At 44.9% G+C, this 20,026-nt stretch carries 15 protein-coding genes and 2 pseudogenes; 3 read left to right on the forward strand and 14 right to left on the reverse strand.

Translation table 11 applies throughout. The features are described from left to right. Positions 1-65 precede the first annotated feature (65 nt). The gene (gene xynD, locus KXZ66_RS10540; RefSeq protein ID WP_021479780.1) at positions 66-1,607 is read right to left on the reverse strand and encodes an alpha-L-arabinofuranosidase; all 1,542 of its coding nucleotides are present in this window, start codon (positions 1,605-1,607) and stop codon (positions 66-68) included. 676 nt (positions 1,608-2,283) lie between these two features. Here xynD and KXZ66_RS10545 point away from each other — a divergent pair. The 3 genes from KXZ66_RS10545 to KXZ66_RS10555 all read left to right on the forward strand — a co-directional run bounded on the left by KXZ66_RS10545 (position 2,284) and on the right by KXZ66_RS10555 (position 4,299). Further along, entirely contained in the window at positions 2,284-2,730 is a 447-nt protein-coding gene (locus KXZ66_RS10545; protein WP_014479951.1) for a GtrA family protein, read from the forward strand. Between the two features lie 6 nt (positions 2,731-2,736). After that, on the forward strand, positions 2,737-3,630 hold the full coding sequence (galU, locus tag KXZ66_RS10550; RefSeq protein ID WP_038827847.1) for a UTP--glucose-1-phosphate uridylyltransferase GalU: 894 nt from the start codon (positions 2,737-2,739) through the stop codon (positions 3,628-3,630). Positions 3,631-3,702: 72 nt separating this feature from the next. Continuing rightward, on the forward strand, positions 3,703-4,299 hold the full coding sequence (locus KXZ66_RS10555) for an undecaprenyl phosphate transporter UptA (RefSeq protein ID WP_003231529.1): 597 nt from the start codon (positions 3,703-3,705) through the stop codon (positions 4,297-4,299). Positions 4,300-4,347: 48 nt separating this feature from the next. On the opposite strand, the gene nrnB is transcribed toward KXZ66_RS10555, so the two are convergent. The 13 genes and pseudogenes from nrnB to ppsE all read right to left on the reverse strand — a co-directional run bounded on the left by nrnB (position 4,348) and on the right by ppsE (position 20,021). Then, positions 4,348-5,547, reverse strand: a complete 1,200-nt coding sequence (gene nrnB / locus KXZ66_RS10560; RefSeq protein ID WP_151870216.1) for an oligoribonuclease NrnB — start codon at positions 5,545-5,547, stop codon at positions 4,348-4,350. 168 nt (positions 5,548-5,715) lie between these two features. Further along, a complete protein-coding gene (locus KXZ66_RS10565; protein ID WP_080121075.1) occupies positions 5,716-7,251 on the reverse strand; it encodes an acyl-CoA carboxylase subunit beta in 1,536 nt (511 codons plus the stop codon). A gap of 10 nt (positions 7,252-7,261) precedes the next feature. After that, a complete protein-coding gene (locus tag KXZ66_RS10570; protein WP_015251989.1) occupies positions 7,262-8,044 on the reverse strand; it encodes an enoyl-CoA hydratase in 783 nt (260 codons plus the stop codon). Positions 8,045-8,064: 20 nt separating this feature from the next. Continuing rightward, positions 8,065-8,964: a hydroxymethylglutaryl-CoA lyase gene (gene ldeG, locus KXZ66_RS10575; protein WP_038827842.1), complete on the reverse strand. Its 900-nt coding sequence runs from the start codon at positions 8,962-8,964 to the stop codon at positions 8,065-8,067. A 14-nt stretch (positions 8,965-8,978) separates the two neighbouring features. Then, positions 8,979-9,200 (reverse strand): acetyl-CoA carboxylase biotin carboxyl carrier protein subunit, encoded by a 222-nt coding sequence (locus tag KXZ66_RS10580; protein ID WP_021479784.1) that lies wholly within the window; start codon positions 9,198-9,200, stop codon positions 8,979-8,981. Between the two features lie 14 nt (positions 9,201-9,214). After that, positions 9,215-10,549, reverse strand: a complete 1,335-nt coding sequence (locus KXZ66_RS10585) for an acetyl-CoA carboxylase biotin carboxylase subunit (protein ID WP_038827841.1) — start codon at positions 10,547-10,549, stop codon at positions 9,215-9,217. Positions 10,550-10,558: 9 nt separating this feature from the next. Then, positions 10,559-12,208: an AMP-binding protein gene (locus tag KXZ66_RS10590; protein WP_021479786.1), complete on the reverse strand. Its 1,650-nt coding sequence runs from the start codon at positions 12,206-12,208 to the stop codon at positions 10,559-10,561. 43 nt (positions 12,209-12,251) lie between these two features. After that, positions 12,252-13,394, reverse strand: a complete 1,143-nt coding sequence (locus tag KXZ66_RS10595) for an acyl-CoA dehydrogenase (protein WP_151870215.1) — start codon at positions 13,392-13,394, stop codon at positions 12,252-12,254. Positions 13,395-13,484: 90 nt separating this feature from the next. Beyond that, positions 13,485-13,788 (reverse strand): annotated as a pseudogene (locus tag KXZ66_RS10600) (hypothetical protein). Next, positions 13,778-13,929: pseudogene (locus KXZ66_RS10605) on the reverse strand (hypothetical protein). Before KXZ66_RS10605 ends, KXZ66_RS10600 begins: the two co-directional pseudogenes overlap by 11 nt. Before the next feature lie 84 nt (positions 13,930-14,013). Next, complete coding sequence (locus KXZ66_RS10610) at positions 14,014-15,546, reverse strand: glycoside hydrolase family 10-like protein (RefSeq protein ID WP_151870214.1); 1,533 nt, start codon at positions 15,544-15,546, stop codon at positions 14,014-14,016. A 135-nt stretch (positions 15,547-15,681) separates the two neighbouring features. Beyond that, positions 15,682-16,074, reverse strand: coding sequence for a DUF1360 domain-containing protein (locus KXZ66_RS10615; protein WP_014479963.1), 393 nt, complete (start codon positions 16,072-16,074; stop codon positions 15,682-15,684). Between the two features lie 107 nt (positions 16,075-16,181). Then, the gene (ppsE, locus tag KXZ66_RS10620; RefSeq protein WP_103803620.1) at positions 16,182-20,021 is read right to left on the reverse strand and encodes a plipastatin non-ribosomal peptide synthetase PpsE; all 3,840 of its coding nucleotides are present in this window, start codon (positions 20,019-20,021) and stop codon (positions 16,182-16,184) included. Positions 20,022-20,026: the final 5 nt, after the last annotated feature.

A 20,026-nucleotide genomic window follows, 5' to 3' on the forward strand; every position in this document is an offset into this window, starting at 1 on the left:
GCGGGCTGTTCCGGTGATGGCTCGTACTTCACCCTCCTCGTTTTTAAGCGGTCCCATTACGAGTCCTATCTTTGCGTAAACTGCCAGTAATCAAAATGAAACAAGTTTCCTGTACCTGTTCCGGTAAATACAAAGAATACTTTGTGCACACCGGTTGCCCCGCTTACTGCAGTTTCTATTTCTCTCCACGTTTGCGCTCCGCCTGTTGAAGGCACATTCAGAGTTCCAACAAGCTTACCGTCTGCACTATCGAGGCGCACTTCTATTTTCCCGCCTAAAGTGGATGCTACATTTGCTTTAAATGACCTGGCACCGCCCGCTCCGAAGTCTGCATTTCCTACAGCAATCCAGTCTCCATTTTGAATGCTTGTTACATGCTGATTATTTACTGGCCCGCCGGGTGCTGTGGACTTCTCTGTCAAAATGCGTCCATTCCAAGCAAACGTTTCAGCTTCTACCCGGTTATAAGGATTCAAATTGGAAAGCTGTGTTACACCTGCATAATTTGCTGCTACCTCTTGGATGGATCCATCTGGGTTATGCACCAGCTTATTAATATGGGGAGAACGGTATCCTTTGCCGGCCCCGAACAGAGCGGAACTGACAGTTTGCGCGTGGTACACCACATACCACTCGTTTTTAAAATTGAAAACAGCATGATGGTTGTTTCCGCCACCTCCGAAAAATGCACCCGGATTTTTCAGGAAATGCCCTCTATATGTAAAGGGACCCATGGGATTTGAACTGGTCATGTACCCGATCTCACCCGGGGGTTTATCGGCCGGGTGCGTGCCGCCGAAATTAATGCAATAGGAGTAATAATATGTTCCGTTATACTTGTGCAATCCCGAATCTTCAAACATGAAAGGCGCATCAATTGTAGATGCACTTCCAACAACACTCGTCATATCAGGCCCCAATTTTATGACTCTAGCCGTTTTAGGATTGGCCCATTGTCCCTGCGTTGGATTTGAACCGCCAGGAACGCCTCCCCCGGCATACAGGTAACCGGTGCCGTCGTCATCTACAAATACTGCCGGATCAAAAAGCCATACAACACCAGACATTCCTGGCGTACTTGGCGTTACGAGCGGTTTTCCGATTGGATCGGTCCATGGACCAATCGGGCTGTCTGCGGTGAGAACCCCGATACCTCCGCCGCTGTTTGCGAAATAAAGGAAGAATTTATCCTTGCCATTGATTTTTTTTACTGCGATTGACGGTGCCCATGACGCCCCTGCCCATTTTGCTATCCCACGGCCACCATTAGCTCCATTGGCACCTGCTACTGGAATGGCTCCGTGGTCTGTCCAGTTAACCATATCCGCTGAAGAAATGACGAATACTTTATTCAAATTGGCAAATGAATTATCTTTAATCGTTCCGTTGCTATTATATTCATAGTCATCACTTGACATATAAATATAGACTCTCCCGTTATAGGTCAGCGCAATCGGATCTGCGCCCAAATGATGGTCGATAAGCGGGTTTGAATTCCCTACATGTTTTGCAATTGTACTACTGGTGGCAGCATACGCAGACTTTCCAGATAAACAGCTCAATAGTAAAGCAAAAACAAATAAACATACGCTACACTTTTTCCTCATCACTTAACAGCCTCCTTTTTCCTTAAAATGAAGGGTTCTTTTGAAATTTGTTAACAACAGGTCATGAAGACTGCACCACTTGTTTCTTCAAGATCAATCTAGAAAAGTTCCCCTATTCCTAGCGGTCATTGTCCAGAAAATAAAATGGCGAATTGTTCAAGTCCCCTATAACGCTTGAGCAGGTATGTATATTTATTCAAAAAAATCCCTTTATCTAACATCCTACATTATTAAAAAAATAGTGTATAGAATACTTTTGGAGGAATTCGTGTTCGATTCTACAAAGGAACTGGATACATTTATTCATTGTTTAGATGGGGCTACATATACGGCTGTTACCGACTCTTCTTCGCTTAGACTGTTCCCTCGATTATTGACATAATAGACATCATCTCTGCTGATAGGGAATCAAGGCTTAAAACCACTCAATCTATTGAAGTATTGTTCTCTTCTTTGCAAGACCTTTCGTTATCATTTCGCCCTCTTCCCCTGCGAAATATGTCATATTTTTTCATCTTTATGTAATGAGCGTTTTCGAAAAATCAGCCGTTCATGCCGCTGCTTTTTAAAGAGTATAAAAACTATTGAGCAGTATACCCGCTTTTTTCATGTTTTGTTCATATTTTATTAATTGTTTATTCAACACTGTCCGCTATAGTAATCCATATCAACAAATATGACTGCCACTCGCATCTTTTATGAAGGGAGGTCCGTTACGCTGAAAGAAAAAATAAAGACCTTAGGCCGTTTTTGCACCGTAGGCGTCGGCAATACGCTGATAGATTTTGGTGTCTTCTTTCTTCTTACCGCTTGTCATGTCTCTTATCTGCCGGCGCAGATCTGCTCCTATACTGCAGGTATCGTCAACAGCTATGTGTGGAACCGGAATTGGACGTTTTGTGTGAAACGTAAGGCTGACGGGAAAGAGATCGTGCGTTTTCTCATGATTAATATTGCCGCGTCGGGGATCACCTTTTTGCTGCTTTATTTGTTTCAAAATTGCGGCTGCTCGCTTTTGGTGAGTAAGCTCGCCGCCACTATCGGCGGAATGATGATGAATTTTATCGGAAACCGAATCTGGGTATTTGGAGATTCACTGAAAAACATACAGGATCAGGAGTGAGGATGAATGAGAAAAAAAGTGAGAAAAGCAGTTATTCCCGCAGCGGGTTTAGGAACGAGATTTCTGCCGGCGACAAAGGCGCAGCCTAAAGAAATGCTCCCAATCGTCGACAAACCAGCAATCCAATATATTGTAGAAGAGGCCGCAGAGTCAGGAATTGAAGATATACTGATTATTACAGGGAGAAACAAACGCTCGATTGAAGATCATTTTGATCGGTCGGCGGAATTGGAATTCAATCTCCGGGAAAAAGGCAAGACGGAGACACTTAAGGAAATGCAGCAGATTGCCGATTTGGCCAACATTCATTACATCCGCCAGAAAGAACCGCTCGGATTAGGCCATGCGGTGCTGTGTGCGGAGCATTTTATCGGAGATGAGCCTTTTGCTGTTCTCTTAGGTGATGATATTATGGTGTCTGAAACACCGGCTCTTCGGCAATTAATGGATGTATATGACGTTTATGGCACAGAGGTTGTCGGTGTACAGTCAGTTCTCCCTGAGGATGTCAGCAAATATGGTATTATAAATACATCAGGGTCTCAAGGGCATGTATATGAAGTGAACGATTTAGTGGAAAAGCCTTCTCCTGAAGAAGCACCTTCGGAAATCGCAGTAATGGGACGTTATGTGCTGAATTCTTCGATCTTCTCCGTTTTGAAGACAATTGGCAGAGGCGCGGGCAACGAAATTCAGCTGACAGATGCGCTTCGTGAGGTTTGCCGTAAGGAGCCGATCCATGCCCGGCTGCTGGAAGGAAATCGATATGACATTGGCGATAAGCTAGGCTGTTTTAAAGCGAGCACCGAAATCGGCTTAATGCGTCCCGAAATGAGATCTCAGCTTTTGGCCTATTTAGAAGATGTGATCAAACAGGAAACGAAAGAAATGCTGCGGTAAAAAAATTGTAACCATCTTGCTCGTCAATCAGTCATATAATAGTGAAAAAGATTAGGACAGGTTGTGAAGAATGTGGGCAGTTTGATAAGCGAAATTTTAACATGGCTGACGAACATGGGATATGCGGGTATTGCGATTGGGTTAATGATTGAAATCATTCCGAGTGAGATTGTATTAGCTTATGGCGGCTATATGGTATCGGAGGGCACGATTGGATTTATTGGCGCAATTATTGCGGGTGTTATCGGGGGCACCATTGCCCAGATCTTTATTTACTGGATCGGCCGCTATGGCGGCAGGCCATTTCTGGACAAATACGGGAAGTATTTATTGATTAAAAAGCATCATATCGACATGTCGGAAAACTGGTTTCAGAAATACGGCGCTGGAGTTGTCTTCTCGGCTCGTTTTATACCGGTTGTCAGACATGCCATATCCATTCCGGCAGGTATTGCCAGAATGCCTTTTCTCAAATTTGTGGTACTGACTGTGCTTGCTATCATTCCATGGTCTATTCTGTTTGTTTATTTAGGCATACAGCTAGGAAGCCAGTGGGATGATGTTGAGAATATAGCAGGCACTTATACAACACCGATTATGATATTGGCTGTTGTCGTGATAGCCCTTTATTTTGTGATTAAGAAACGTACAGCCATATTTAAACGATAGCTAGCAGATATGCATAGGGGTGACTGACGCTCCCCTATGCATATTTTTTTACCTCCGATGTTGATTTGCCAGCTTCAGATTCTCCGCTAAAAATGCGACAAACACTTCATCCCGCACGAGCGATGCGGCATAATTTCTCTTAATAAACCATTCTGCCTCTTCAAACGCTGCGAATGTTTCGTCTTGGGTTTCTCCGTTAATTTGAATATTCCATTCGTTGTCTAAAGGGAAAAGAAAAAATCTCATTTGTGCGCGATTTTCATATAATGATCCATTCGCAGATCCCTTTAGATTATAGATGTTACGGAAGGCATCCGGCCGTACAGGATCAATACGGAAAGCTTCAGCTACAAACAACTCGTATACTTCATCGGTTATTGAACAGCCGGACGCTTTTGCATGCCCTCCGCCGCCATATCGGCCAGCGATTTCTGACACATCGATGTAATCATGAATGGTGCGGAGACTGACTCGTTTTGACCCCATGCTCAAAATCGCAATGTAATCGAGGTGCGGGTTATCTTTCCCTAGCCTGTTCCCCAGCTCTGAATGGTACGATTCAGCGTGAACGATGCCTACACAGTGTTCGTGAACAAAGGTTTGTACCATTTCCCTTTTCTTTCTGCGGAGGTAGCGCTCGATTTTTTCGTCTTCTAAATCAAGCAGTTTTTCTTCAAAATCATCGAAGAAAAATTCGTCATGCGTGGAAAGGCGCTGGATCATTTTTGCTTCAAATTCATCGATTGACAGCAAAAAGAAAAGATCATTAAGCCGCTTCGCCTGTTTTTGATCGTACCGCTCCCACTCCCATGTATCGTATTGGCGGACGAGCTCTGTGAATTGATCTAAGGCATTTGTCGGTTTCATGAAGCCATTTTCAACGAGATAGCCATATAAAAGCGATGTCGCGGATGTGAGCCTTCCATCATCGTATTCCACCTGGACAAATCCCCATTCATGCTCATTCAAATGAAGGGCTGTTTTATGATGGTCAATGAGCTTCACTTTGCCCCCTGCATGAACATACTCATTCAATCTCTCTTCGTTTTCTTCATTGACGGCGAGATCGGTGATGAATAACGCGTCCTGTCTGTTGCTCTCCTTCGCTTTTTCTAAAAAGTACTGCACCTGTGCGTTTAAGCCGTTGACAGAGTTATACCGGACCTCTACGTCTTTTCCGAACGCTAATTTTGCTACGATTCCGCACCCTACTCCGTCCAAGTCGTTATGTGAATATAAATGATACATAATGTGGGCCCCTTTTTATGATAAACTGACAATTGCCGCTAGAGGTGCGGCAGCCTTTATTTACTATTCTAAAAAACAAAGCGTTTTATACAAATGTAATTAGTTGACATAATGTTGTTATTGTAAATATATAAAGGAGCGCTTTTTTGCGCTCCTAAGTTCTTGCTTTTACACCGGATAAACCGGATGCTTTCGATTGGTAAATGTCATTTCCTTTGTCATGTATGCCATGAGCCGTTTGGCCAGCTCATCACGCAGCGAATTGGCTGGGATAACAGCATCAATGATCATTTCTGAAGCCAGACGGTAGATATTGATGTCCTCTTTATATTCTTCCCGTTTGCTGCTGATAAATGCGGCTCTCTCTTCTTCTGGCAGCTCGGCGATTTTTTTAGCGTAGACAGCGTTTACAGCTGCCTCAGGGCCCATGACGGCGATTTGGGCGGTTGGGAGCGCTAGACAGCAATCCGGTTCAAATGCCGGCCCTGCCATTGCATACAACCCAGCCCCGTAAGCTTTTCGGACAATGACAGAGAGTTTTGGAACAGTTGCCTCCGACATCGCAGAAATCATTTTCGCTCCGTGTCTGATAATCCCAGCCTGTTCTACTTTTGTGCCAATCATAAAACCGGGGATATCGGCTAAGAACAGCAATGGGATATGAAAAGCGTCACATAAGGTAATAAACTTAGCCGCTTTGTCTGCTGAATCGTGGAATAAGACGCCTCCTTTTACCTTCGGCTGGTTTGCAACAATGCCGACAGGCTGTCCGTGGATTCGTGCGAGGCCCGTCAATAATTCCGGTGCAAATAAGGCTTTGATCTCAAAAAATGAGTCTTCATCTATGACCCGCTCAATCAGCTCATGCATATCAAAAGGTGCGTTTTGATTTTGCGGAATGACGTCGGCAAGCGGAGTTTTGAAGTGTTTTGGCGGGCGTTTCTCATGAATGGGCGCTTTTTCTTGAAAATTTGCCGGAAAGTAAGACAAATAAGCCCGCGCCAGCTGTATGGCTTCTTCTTCAGTTTCTGCAAGAATATCTCCGCAGCCGGAGATTGAGCAATGCATACGGGCACCACCCATTTCTTCAAGAGACACTTTTTCGCCAATAACCATTTCCGCCATCCTTGGCGAGCCTAAATACATGGAGGCGTTACCGTCTACCATAACGACGATATCACAGAAGGCCGGAATATAAGCGCCACCTGCTGCAGATGGTCCGAAAAGCAGACAGATTTGCGGAATGCGTCCCGATAATTTGACTTGATTGTAAAAAATTCTTCCTGCACCGCGTCTCCCTGGAAAGACATTGATTTGGTCGGTAATTCGGGCGCCTGCCGAATCGACTAAATAAATGAGCGGACAGTTTAATTTTTCGGCGGTTTCTTGAATTCTGATGATTTTTTCAACTGTTTTTGCTCCCCATGACCCCGCTTTCACTGTTGAATCATTCGCCATGACGCAAACGGTTTGGCCGCCGATTTTGCCGATAGCGGTTACAACTCCGTCAGCGGGAAGCCCGTCTGACATACATTCCGCAAAAAAAGCGTCTTCTAGCTCAATGTCATCGTCAAAGAGAAGGGAAAGCCGCTCTCTGACAAAGAGCTTGCCTTTTTCCCGATTGCTTTGATGATACTTTTCCGCTCCGCCTTTTCGAATCCGTTCAGCCCGTTCTGTTCGTTCCTTTTCATAATCCATGAGCATTGCCTCCCTTTTATATTCCCTTGTATACGGCCCGTCTTTTTTCTTGAAAGGCCTGAAGCCCTTCTCTCCTGTCTTTTGTCGGGATGGTTTGTTCATACGCTTTTTGTTCAATCGCAAGGCCTGTAGCGAGATCTGTCTCCAATCCTCTATTGATTGCAAATTTAGCCTGACGGACAGCGATCGGCCCGTTGGCAGAAATGGCTGCGGCCAGTTCCTTTGCTTTTGGCATAAGGTCACAAGGAGCCGTGACATGCTCTACAAGGCCGATTTCTTTTGCTTCGTGTGCGGTCACGCGTCTGCCTGTATAAATGAATTCTTTTGCTTTTCCTCTGCCAATCAGCCGGGGCAGCCTTTGGGTCCCTCCAGCGCCCGGGATAATAGCTAACCCTGTTTCCGGAAGTCCCAGCACAGCTGATTCAGTTGCGATTCGAAGGTCGCATGCCAATGCCAATTCTAGTCCGCCGCCTAATGCGCTTCCATTTATCGCAGCTATGACCGGCTGCGGCAAGGCATCAAGTAAAGCCGCCGTTCTTTGAATGAGAGATACACTTTCCAGAACCTGATCTTCTTTCAGTTTTATCCGTTCCTTTAGGTCTGCCCCTGCACAAAACGCTTTTTCACCGGTGCCTGTGAGGATGACGCAACGGATGTTTGAGTTGAATTCAATTTCCTGAAGAATCATTTGCAGGTTTCTAAGCATTTCCGCTGAAAGAGCATTTGCTGCCTGAGGCCTGTTTAAGGTGATCAACGCAATATGTTCATTTTTAACAGTAAAAAGAATAGAGTCTCCCATTGTATGCGTCCTCCCTTTTATCAAGATGATTTAAACACCTGTAAATTTCTGCTCGGCAGCGGTTTGCCCATTTTTTCTTCTATCCATTTGGCCGCAGATAGCAGTTTTTCTAGCTTTACATTTGTTTTGATATCCATCTGTTCAAGCATGTACACGATATCCTCAGTTGCGGCGTTTCCTGATGAACCTGGCGCATATGGGCATCCCCCAAGCCCGCCTGCCGAGCCGTCGAACACCGTGATGCCCATTTGGAGTGCTGTGACCATGTTGGCCAGAGCGGTTCCTCTCGTATCATGAAAATGCAAGGCAATTTGATTAGCCGGGAATCGTGCCAAAAGAGCTTCAAGTACAGTTTCCACTTGGGCGGGATTAGCCGCTCCAATCGTATCTCCAAGCGAAAGTTCAGAAATCCCAAATTCAAATAGAGCTTCTGAAAGGCGAATGACTTGTTCAATGGGGACATCTTTTTCGTACGGACAGCCGAAAACAGTCGAGAGGTAGGCTCTTGTTGTGAGGTTTGCTTTTTGTGCGTCGTTGTTTACTTGTTTGAGTATATGAAGGGATTCAGAAGTGGATTTATTGATGTTTTTTCTGTTGTGCGTCTCGCTGGCGGACATAAAAACGCAAGCCTCGTTAATGCCTCCTTCAAGTGCATTCTCCAGTCCTCTTTGATTCGGGACAAGTGCCGCGTACGTTACCCCTTTTAAACGGTCGATGCCTTTTGCTACGTCGATAGCATCTCGAAGCGCCGGAATCCATTTCGGGTGAACGAAGGATGTGATTTCAATATACGAAAGCCCTGTCCGGGAAAGCTGGTTGATCCAGGTTATTTTATCCTCTGTTGCGATCCATACGGGCTCGTTTTGTAAGCCGTCACGCGGGCCGACTTCTTTGATTGTCACTTTTTTAGGATATGACATGTTCTTCCTCCAAATTATTGAGTGGAATCGCTCAGTTCGAGCAGTACGTCTCCTTCATTTACAAAGTCGCCTTCATTTTTTTTGACTTCTTTTACGATTCCGCTTCTATCTGCAACGATCGGGATTTCCATTTTCATCGATTCCAAAATGGCTACCTCCTGGCCCTTTTCGATTTGGTCGCCGGCTTTGACGTGGACTTTCCACAGGTTTCCTGCCATTTGTATGTTAACCGTCATGACAACTGCCTCCTTTACAGGTGTTGTTTCAAAAAGTCAGTCGTGACATCCCCTCCTTTAAATGCCTTTGTTGCCGCAGCCTGTATGAGAAGCGGAAGATTTGTTTTGATTCCCTCTACACGATAGTCGCGAAGCGCTGTCTCTAGTTTTTCAATTGCTTCTGTTCTGGTTTGGCCTTTGACAATCATCTTAGCGATCATCGGGTCATAAAAAGGGGTAACGGTGCTGTCTTTTGCTACCGCACATTCGTGTCTGACTCCTTTTTGGTCAGGAAGTGAAAACGCAGTGATCGTACCTGGTGACGGGAAGAAGGTCTTGGGATCTTCCGCGTATATTCGAACCTCTATCGCATGCCCGTTCCGTTGGATGTCTTTTTGGGAGAATGTGAGTGTATGGCCCGCAGCAATCCGCAGCTGCTGCTCAACTAAGTCCAGGCCTGTTATTTCTTCAGTCACGGGGTGTTCAACTTGCAGTCTCGTATTCATTTCGAGGAAATAAAAATTTTGCTTCTGGTCAACTATGAATTCGATGGTGCCTGCGTTCGTATAGCCGATTGCCTTTGCTGCTTTTACCGCTGTTTGCCCAATCTTCATTCTTAGTTCATCGTCTACAAATGGAGACGGTGCTTCTTCAATGACTTTTTGGTGGCGCCTCTGAACAGAGCAATCACGTTCAAACAGATGTACTGTATGGCCGTGTTGATCGGCCAAAAGCTGAACCTCGATGTGACGCGCATGTTCAATAACTTTTTCTATATACATCGACCCGTCACCGAAAAAATCTGCTGCGCGCTTTTTGTTTCCCTCGTACGCTTTTTTTAATGCTTCTTCATTTTCAACACGCTGCATTCCGATGCCCCCTCCGCCCGCTGAAGCTTTCAGCATGACAGGATAGCCGATTTGACCTGCGGTGCGGCAGGCTGCCTCTATATCTCCGAGGGATTCAGAAACGCCCGGCACCACAGGGACACCTGCAGCCTCCATTGCTTTTCGCGCTTCAATTTTGCTGCCCATCTTTGCGATGATATCAGGGGAAGGTCCGATAAACACGATGTTTTCTTGCTTGCAGCGTTCAGCGAATCGGCTGTTTTCTGATAACAATCCATATCCAGGGTGGATCGCGTCGGCATTTGCTTTTTTCGCCGTCTTTATGATTCTCTCTATATTTAAATAACTTTCACTGACTCTCGATTCCCCGATCAAATAAGCCTCTGTAGCGGCTTTTGTATGGAGCGCGTCCTTGTCGGCTTCTGAATAAACCGCAACCGTTTTAATGCCGAGACGGCTGCATGTTCGGATAATTCTCATTGCAATTTCTCCGCGGTTGGCGATCAGTACTTTTGTAAACATGATTTCACCTCATTGACTTGATGATAGGTTGAACATTTCAATCGTTTTTTCTCGCAGTTTATATTTTTGAATTTTGCCTGAGGCCGTCATCGGATAGTCATCCGTAAAAATAACATAACGCGGAATTTTGTGGCGGGCGATTTTCCCTTTGCAATAGGCTTTAAGCTCATCAGGTGAAACGCTTTTACCGTCTTTCAGTTTAATCCAGGCTGCAGCTTCCTCCCCGAATTTGGCGTCAGGCACACCAACGACCTGTACATCTAAAACAGCGGGATGCCGGTATAAAAATTCTTCAATTTCCCGCGGATAAATGTTCTCGCCGCCTCTGATGAGCATATCTTTTAATCTTCCGGTGATGCGGCAGTATCCGTCTTCATCCATGACAGCAAGATCTCCGGTAAACAGCCATCCGTCATGATTGATTGCTTTTCTGGTCGCATCTTTGTCTTTATAATAGCCTTTCATGACGTGATAGCCACGGGTGCACAGTTCTCCCTGCATGCCTCTTTGAACTTCTTGACATGTCCCAGGTTCTACAATTTTCACCTCAGTATGTGGCAGGGCGCGGCCGGTTGTTTCGACTCTTCTTATGAAGGAATCATTTGCTCTCGTTTGCGTAATGACTGGCGAGGCTTCGGTTTGTCCATAGGCGATCGTAATGTCTTTCATGCCCATCCTTTCAATCACAGCTTTCATCACTTCACTTGGACAGGGAGAGCCGGCCATGATTCCTGTTCGGAGCGTCGATAGATCATATGCATCAAAATTCGGATGATGCAGCTCAGCGATAAACATGGTAGGCACACCATGGAGCGCTGTGCATCTCTCTTTTTCTACCGTTTTAAGGACGGTAACGGGATCAAATTCTTGCACGGGTATCATGGCTGCCCCGACGGATACACATGCCAAAACCCCAAGGACGCATCCAAAGCAGTGAAAAAACGGAACCGGGATGCACATGCGGTCTTGAGAGGTTAAAGCCATACATTCAGCGATATTAGCAGCGTTATTGATGACATTGAAATGGGTCAGCATCACGCCTTTTGGAAACCCTGTCGTTCCTGATGTGTATTGCATATTAATCACATTGTCTTTATCCAAGCTGTTCATTCTCTCTTCAAGCTCAGCATCTGTCACTGTTTTCGCCAATATCTCTGTATCGTCCCAATGATACATGCCAGGCAACCGTTTATTGCCAATATAGATTAGCGTTTTTAAAAAGGGATAGCGTTCAGATTTCAGTTGGCCGGGCTTTGCTTCTTGCAGTTCTGGAATTAAACTGCTCACGATGTCTGGATAAGAAGTGCCCCTGTATGAATTCATGATAATAAGCGCGGCGGCATCCGATTGCTTTAACAAGTAGTCCAGCTCGTGTGCTTGATAATTGGTATTGACGGTTACGAGCACGGCTCCGATCTTCGCAGTTGCGAACTGGACGGCAAGCCATTCAGGGATATTAGAAGCCCATATGGCGACGTGGTCTCCTTTTCCAATCCCCATCCGCATAAGACCTTTAGCGGTTTGACGGCACAGACTGTCAAATTGAGCGTACGTATAGCGGATATTTCGGTCTGGATACACAACAGCATCTCGATCGGGATACGCATCAGCTGTTTGTTCCAGCAGCCTGCCGATTGTGGAATGGATGAGTTCAGCCATTCATTGTTCCTCCTTTCTCAATGATAGGAAAGCGTTTACATTTTTATTTTAAAAGCTGTCTGGCGATCACGAGACGCTGAATTTCAGATGTGCCTTCACCGATTTCCATTAATTTTGCGTCCCTCAGCATCCGTTCCACCCCATACTCTTTCATATAGCCTGAACCTCCATGGATTTGAATGGCTTGATTGCAAGCTCTTGTCGCCATTTCAGATGCGAATAGCTTGGCGTACGCCGCTTCTTTGGTGAACGGGTGGTTATGGTCTTTCAGCCAGGCGGCTTTTAACACCATTTGCCGTGCCAGATCAATTTCCATCGCCATGTCAGCAAGCTTAAATTGAATCGCTTGAAAGGAAGAAATCGGCTGTCCAAACTGCTTTCGTTCTTTCGCATATGCCAATGATGCGTCAAGGGCCGCTTGGGCAATGCCGACTGCAAGAGCAGCGATGGAGATTCGCCCTCCGTCCAGCGTATATAGAAACTGTTTAAACCCTTTTGTTGGATCGCCTAGTAAGTTGGCCGCAGGCACTCTTACATCCTCAAGCAAAATTTCCGCTGTATTCGAACCGCGGACGCCCATTTTATCGTACGGGCTCGTAATCGTAAGTCCTGGTGTGTCAGTTGGCACGATTAATGCGGAGATGATGTTTTTTCCGTCTTTGTTTTTGCCTGTTACGGCGGTTACAATAACTGTGCGTGCGTAGCTTGCATTAGTGATCCAGCACTTTTCGCCGTTGATTACATACTCGTCACCATTTGAAATCGCTTTTGTTTGAGTGCCTCCTGCATCTGAGCCGGCATTTGGCTCCGTCAGGCCGAATGATCCGAGTGCTGTGCCTGAAGCCAGCGGCGTCAAATGCGTCTGTTTTTGCTCTTCTGTTCCGAAGTAGTATAGAGGGCTTGCGCCTAGCGAGACCGCTGCAGCATAGCTTAATCCAGTACTGCCGCAGGCTTTGCCGACTTCTTCAACCGCTAAGGCATATGAAATCGTATCACCGCCAGATCCGCCGTATTCTTCTGGAAATGGAATACCCATCAGACCGAGTTCACCCATTTTTTTAAATGTTTGCATCGGGAACTCGCCTGTTTGATCTACATGTTCAGCGTGAGGAGCAATTTCTTTTTTCGCAAAATCTTTTACCATTTTACGCACCATTTGTTGTTCTTTTGTCAGCTCAAAATTCACATCGTTTCCTCCTTCACATCTTTGTAACATCCTATTAGGCGAGTTCTATAATCATTCCCTGACAAGAAAAGTCTGAAAATTAAAACTGAATCATTTTTTATGTGATAATTTCAGCGGAATGAGCAAATACATGCAGTAGGCGCATACCATCCATATCGCAAACGCAATAACTTGGCCCTTTGATAAAGCCGGGAAGATGAGGGAGATTCCAAAGGGAAATCGTATCAATCAATAAACCGACCGCTGATCCCCATATACCTAGCTTGATCACCGCGAACTGTGATTGATCGAGTTTTTGATAGAGAAAGAACACAAGGCATAAAACAAGAGCGGTGCCCGCTTCCAAGAGAAGAAAGTTCGGCAAAAAGGCTTCTTCAGCCGGATCAGTCAACACAGCATCTTCGAACAGCACAAAAAATAATGTGGCACCTAACCAGACTAGAAATGAAAACGTAAAACACGTCCTGTACGTGTTTCTCTTCGATTTACTTAGCACTAGTTTCTCAGATTCCAATAATGGAAAATGTCCAAACACCGCCTACAGCGGTTTACCATCGTTTCCTGTCTCCAAAATCACTTTTTAAAAAAAGACGACTTAGAAAGCCGTCCTTCTCATTTCTTATTTTGTTGTTCGTTTGGAAGCCTTGCTTTCGTTATGAAGCCGGTCTGCTGAAGTGACATAATACGTATATTTCTTGTTAGGATCTGCCGTGTTATCTAAGAAGGTTTGCTGCTCATGTGTTTTTCTTTGCGTTGCCAGCAATGTGTTCTGCTTTTTCCCTTCGGCTCTGTATATCGCATAATAGGCTGTTTCTTTCGTTTTTTGATTTGATGGGTGATCTTTAATCTGCAGAAGATTGCCGTTTTTGTCTTCGGTGACTTTCGTAAGCTTCGGTTTTTTTGGGGCGGTATTGTCAAGCCAAGGCATTTGCGGAACCAGTGCCGGCTTGCTGTAAAGATCGGCGATAAGCCTGTCTTTGATGCCAAGCGGATTTTTGTTGAGGTCCTTGAGGCTGAAATGCATGCTTCCTTTCACCAGTTCAAGCTGGCGGTTCAAAGTGATTTGCCGCACATATTCCTCAGGGTCGGACCAAGGCGGATCAAAATTGTTATTGATTTTATATGCTGCCTGGCCAATATATAAGTGAACAGGCCTATTTTTGACTTCATTGCTCCACCAATCAGCCAGCACGTCGTAAGCCGCTGCGTTAAAGCCGATACTCCAATAAATTTGCGGAGCAATATAATCGATGTCGCCTTCTTGGATCCAATGTCTTGTATCTGCATATAGATCGTCATAATTTCTGACGCCTGCTTTTGTATTCGATCCGGTCGGGTCATCTGCGGCGTTTCTCCATACTCCAAAGGGACTGATGCCGAATTTGACATACGGTTTTGCAGCTTTAATTGTTTGGTTGATTTGTTTGACAAGCTGGTTCACATTGTCCCGCCGCCAGTCATCGATATTAGAAAAAGCGTCTTTTCCGTATTGTTCATACTGTGCTTGATCAGGAAATTCCTGTCCTGCTATTTTATAAGGGTAAAAATAATCATCCATATGAACAGCATCGATATCATAATGTTTTACGACTTCTTCAATGCCTTTGACGATAAAATCTCTCGCTTCTGGAATGCCTGGATGATAATACAGCTGGTTTCCGTAGGCGGCAACCCAATCTGGATGTTTTCTTGCCGGGTGACTCTCAGACAATTTATTAAGATCTGTATGATTCATTGTAATACGGTAAGGGTTAAACCACGCGTGAAATTCCAAATTTCGTTTATGGGTTTCTTCAATCATAAATGCAAGAGGATTATAGCCCGGGTCCTTCCCTTGGACACCGGTTAAGTATTCCGACCAAGGCCCGTAAGCTGACGGATAAAAGGCATCAGCCGTCGGTTTAATCTGAACGATAACGGCATTCATTCCCATTTTTTGCACATCGTCCAGCAGTTTGCTATACTCCTGTTTTTGCTCTTTCACAGATAACCCTTTTTTGGACGGCCAATCAATATTTAATACGGAAGCAATCCATACGGCTCTCAGCTCCCTGTCAGACTGCGCATTGGCCATAAACGGAACGGAAATGACAAACGTTCCGATGATCAAGCTGACAAGGAAACGGACAATCGACTTTTGGCAAACCTTCATTCTGTTTCTTCTCCCCCATTACATCACTTTCACTATTCGCTATTACGGTATTCCCGGGCTATAAAAGGGTGATTAACAGAATGTCTATCTCACTAAATAAACGAAAAAAGTCCTAAAGCATGTTGTGAACCGCTTTTAGGACTTTTTATCATTAATCATGGTTTGCAGACTTTTTAACACGTCAATAAGTTTTACGCCGACACCGACAGCCGTTTCAAGGATCGCTTGTGCTCCGGCAATAGCTAAAATAAAGATCAGCGGTATTGCAATACGAGGCAAAAAAAGATAGCCAAGTCCGATCAAGATGGCACACCAAACACCGGCACACCAGTAGCAATTGAGCATGTATCCAAAGTTAGAAGCCGGCACGCTTTTTTCATCTACATGCCCGTTTTGATCAACAATCCTTTTCTTTTTCATAAAAGGTTTTCGGATAAATTCTGTGATTTTGTCGAATACAATCAAATGTGTCAGCCTGTAACTGGCTAGAATCAGCATGATAAACGTAAGAAAAGATAGATGATCCATGACAAGCCTCCAAGAAAAAGGATGATGTTATCATTCCCTAGTGTCATCGATCCATTCTTTGATACAAAAAGAAGCGGACAGAGAATGCCTCTGTCCGCGAATCTGTTCTATTGTTTGTGCGGGATTGCTTTATTTGAAGTGATCTTTTCTAAAATGTCAAGGATGATGTCAGCATTCTTTTCAGCATATGTTCCTTCCAGCATGTCTTTATGAGCGCCAAAACCCGTGTACTCGCTGTAGTTTCCACAGGCGCCTTCCCATTTCGTTAAGCTTGTATTCTCGCTGGTTTCGATTTGAATTCCAGCTTCGATGAAATGAATGCTTGCTTTGATGTGCCCTTCATTCAGCAATTGTGCCCAATATTCTTGATAGTTTCTTTTTTTCTTCATCACCTTTTCTCTGACTGCTTCAGGCAGATATGCTGCAGATTCGTCATTCCCGGTATCAATAGGCAAAGGCTGTTCTTTTAGATAAGCGTCCACGATAATGAAGTCGCTGACTTCTAATCCTTTGCGCTCCATAGCCTGTGCCACTTCAAAAGCCAGGTTTCCGCCTGCAGAGTAGCCTAATAAAACGTATGGGCCCTCAGGCTGTATGTCCGTCATGCAATTAACATATTGTTCAATGCGGGTGTCTTGTTCAATAAAGTGAAACCCGTATACGGCTGCCTTCTCATTCAGTAATAAAGCAAGGTCTTTAAAATAAATGCCAAATCCCGATATCGGCGGGAAGCAGAAAAGATTTTGCGCGCCGTGCTGGTTCAGTTTGATCACATGCTGTTCATCTGCCGCTGTCAGCTGTTTAGAATAAAGTTTTTCGGCAAGCTGAGCGATTGTCGGATGTTCGAACAAGAAATCAATCGGTATGTCAATGTTCTGCTGATGTTTTAGTGTATGTATGACTTGCAGTGCTTTTAGTGAATGTCCGCCAATAGCAAAGAAGTCATCATCAATACTGATTGTGTTAACACCGAGGACTTGCTTCCAAATGTTCGCCAATTCTTCTTCAACCAAGTTTCTTGGCAATATGATGTTCTGTCGTTTGGCAGGCTTATTTTCTGGAATAGGCAGCGCGCTGCGGTCTATTTTTCCGTTTCCGGTAAGCGGCATCCGCTCCACACGCACCCAGTGCTGCGGGATCATATAGTCTGGAAGCACACGCGCCAAATCGGCGCGAAAATCCGTATCTGTTTTTTTGTGATCACCGACGTAATGAGTGTACAGTTGCGCCTCTCCATCTTTTTCTCTCAATGTCACTGCTGCTTCTTGAACGCCTTCCATTTCTAACAGTCGCGCTTCTATTTCGGCAGGCTCAATTCGTTTTCCGCGGATTTTCATTTGCCTGTCAATTCTGCTGATGTATTCTAAGTTTCCATCAGGCAGCCAGCGCGCCAAATCACCGGTACGGTATATTCTTTCTCCAGGCAAGAAAGGATGAGGAGAAAACACAGCATTTGTCAGGTCATCTTTGTTCAAATAGCCTTTAGCGACCCCATCACCGCCAACACAAAGCTCGCCGGGAACGCCTATTGGCAAAAGACGTCCTTTTGTATCTAAGATGTAAGCGGTGCTATTGCTGATTGGTTTTCCGATCGGAATCGGCCCCGCATAGTCTCTCTTTATTTCAAAAAAGGTTGAAAAAGTCGTGTTTTCCGTAGGCCCGTAAATATTATGAAGCGCGAGATCTGGGCAGGCGTGCCTGACAGCATTCATCAGAGCAGGCGAAAGTGCTTCTCCTCCGACATATAACGTATGGAGTCCGCGAAACATATCAGATCGTACCTGTGCCAGCTGATTAAAAAGAGCTGTCGTTAAAAATAGCACTGTGATGTCATTTTCAAGCAAATACGCTCCAAACCGATCAGGTGTCAGCATTGTCGATTTATCAATGATATGAAGGCTTGCGCCATGTAAAAGTGACCCGAACATTTCAAAGGTGACGGCGTCAAAGCTGATAGATCCAGTCAGAATAAACCGGTCATCACCGGACGCAGACGTGTAATTGCTGTTTCTGACAAGGGACACGACATTGCGATTCGTGATCATGACCCCTTTCGGCCGGCCTGTTGATCCTGAGGTATACATGATATATGCAAGATCGTCTGGACTGGAGATGGTGTTGATAGGAAAATGGTTCTCTCCCATCAATGCCTGCGCATCTGCAATCATACATGTTCCTGAGAACGCAGCATTTTGCTCCAGCCCCTTTTGAACAATCAGCATTTTTGCTTGCGTTTCCTCAAGCATAAAGCTGACTCGTTCAGGCGGAAGCTCCTCATCAAGCGGGAGGTATGCTCCCCCTGCTTTTAATACGGCAAGCACACTGATCATGAATTCGGGAGAATGTGCAGCCAATATTCCGGCTGTCTCGTTTTTCCGAAATCCCTTTTGAATTAACTCTCTGGCGAGCGCATTAGAGCGTTTATCAAGCTCTTTATACGAAATAGACATATTGCCATACACAAGTGCGGTATGGTCTGGCGTCTTTTCTGCTTGTTCGCGAAATAAATCGATAATTGTATGATTCTTTGGATACTCCGTTTTTGTATTGTTGAACTGTGTGACAATCTGCTCTTTTTCTGTTGCATCAAGAAAAGAAAAATCAGCAATTGGCATATGAGGGTGCTGTGCAGCTGTGCTAAGCGCTTGCGTAAATTGCTTCTTGATACAGCTGATCCAGGCAGCATCGTAAACGAATGCATTATAGCTGAACTTGACGACAAGCTCTTCGCCGGGAGCAACGACAAGATTAAAGTTATATCCTGATTGCTCGGATACTTGAACTTGATCGATTTGCAGCGGTGAATCGGTTTGATCAGCGGAATCGGCGATTTTCTGCTGTAACGGATAGTTTTCAAAGACGATAATGTGATCAATCAGTTCCTGTTTTAATGCGGTGTTTGCCTGAATATCAAATAAAGGCTGGCAGGTAAACGGCTCAGCTTCCAGCATTTCTTTCTGGCATCGTATGAGCAGTTCTTGAAACGTTTCGTCTTGATGTGTTTTAATTCGAATCGGTATGGTATTGATAAACAACCCTATCATTTGCTCCACGCCCGGGATTTCTGACGGTCTTCCTGATACAACTGCGCCAAACACAACGTCGTCTGTGCGGTTATATTGCTGCAGCATCACACCCCAGACCGCCTGAATTAGGGTAGCGAGCGTGACGCCGTGTTGTTTTGCAGTCTCTTTCAGCTTGTCTGTCAGTGGTTTATTTAATGAAAATATCAAATCTTCACGGTGATAACCTTCTTTTGTTTCTTTATCAGACACACGAGGCAGAGGTGATGGAGTGCTGTAGTTTTTTAAATAGGTATCCCAGTAGGCTGCTGCTTTTTCTTTGTCTCGGTTTGTCAGCCAGGAAATATAGGTGCTGTACGGACGGACAGGGTCTAATGAAAGCGGTTTTCCTGCATGAATTGATTGATAAATTTGCATAAATTCCTGCATAACAATACCTAGGCACCATCCGTCCATTAAAATATGATGGTGACTCCAGATACAGACATGCTCATCTTTAGCTGTTTTGAATAGAGAAATCCGCATCAGCATGTCTTTTTGCAGATCAAAGCCTTTTTGCTTGTCCTTCTCCTTAAAGCGTTCAATATACTCATTCTGGTCGTTTGTTGGCAGATGAGAAATGTCTTCGCTGTACAAATGGAATTCACGTTCTGTCATCACGACTTGCCGAGGTCCCGACAAATGCGGGACGTGCGGCAAAAACACAGTTCTGAAAATATCATGGCGGTCGATAATGGCTTGAATGCTGCGCTGAAACCATTCATAGCTGAGGCTTCCTTTAATGGTGAAGAGCGACTGCTCAACGTATGCCCCCTCCTCTTTACGGAGGAAGGAATGAAACAGCATTCCCTCCTGCATATGACTCAGAGGATAAATGTTCTTGATTTTTTTGATGTTATCCATAGTGTCTGCACCTTTCTTCACGGATT

This window comes from Bacillus sp. LJBS17 (assembly GCF_019334685.1).
GTDB lineage: Bacteria > Bacillota > Bacilli > Bacillales > Bacillaceae > Bacillus > Bacillus subtilis.

What these genes read in the sequence shown, in the direction of transcription:
- xynD (WP_021479780.1), bottom strand. Translation starts at nt 1,607, where the DNA reads ATGAGGAAAAAGTGTAGCGTATGTTTATTTGTTTTTGCTTTACTATTG.
- KXZ66_RS10545 (WP_014479951.1), top strand. Translation starts at nt 2,284, where the DNA reads ATGACTGCCACTCGCATCTTTTATGAAGGGAGGTCCGTTACGCTGAAA.
- galU (WP_038827847.1), top strand. Translation starts at nt 2,737, where the DNA reads ATGAGAAAAAAAGTGAGAAAAGCAGTTATTCCCGCAGCGGGTTTAGGA.
- nrnB (WP_151870216.1), bottom strand. Translation starts at nt 5,547, where the DNA reads ATGTATCATTTATATTCACATAACGACTTGGACGGAGTAGGGTGCGGA.
- KXZ66_RS10565 (WP_080121075.1), bottom strand. Translation starts at nt 7,251, where the DNA reads ATGCTCATGGATTATGAAAAGGAACGAACAGAACGGGCTGAACGGATT.
- KXZ66_RS10570 (WP_015251989.1), bottom strand. Translation starts at nt 8,044, where the DNA reads ATGGGAGACTCTATTCTTTTTACTGTTAAAAATGAACATATTGCGTTG.
- ldeG (WP_038827842.1), bottom strand. Translation starts at nt 8,964, where the DNA reads ATGTCATATCCTAAAAAAGTGACAATCAAAGAAGTCGGCCCGCGTGAC.
- KXZ66_RS10580 (WP_021479784.1), bottom strand. Translation starts at nt 9,200, where the DNA reads ATGACGGTTAACATACAAATGGCAGGAAACCTGTGGAAAGTCCACGTC.
- KXZ66_RS10585 (WP_038827841.1), bottom strand. Translation starts at nt 10,549, where the DNA reads ATGTTTACAAAAGTACTGATCGCCAACCGCGGAGAAATTGCAATGAGA.
- KXZ66_RS10590 (WP_021479786.1), bottom strand. Translation starts at nt 12,208, where the DNA reads ATGGCTGAACTCATCCATTCCACAATCGGCAGGCTGCTGGAACAAACA.
- KXZ66_RS10610 (WP_151870214.1), bottom strand. Translation starts at nt 15,546, where the DNA reads ATGAAGGTTTGCCAAAAGTCGATTGTCCGTTTCCTTGTCAGCTTGATC.
- KXZ66_RS10615 (WP_014479963.1), bottom strand. Translation starts at nt 16,074, where the DNA reads ATGGATCATCTATCTTTTCTTACGTTTATCATGCTGATTCTAGCCAGT.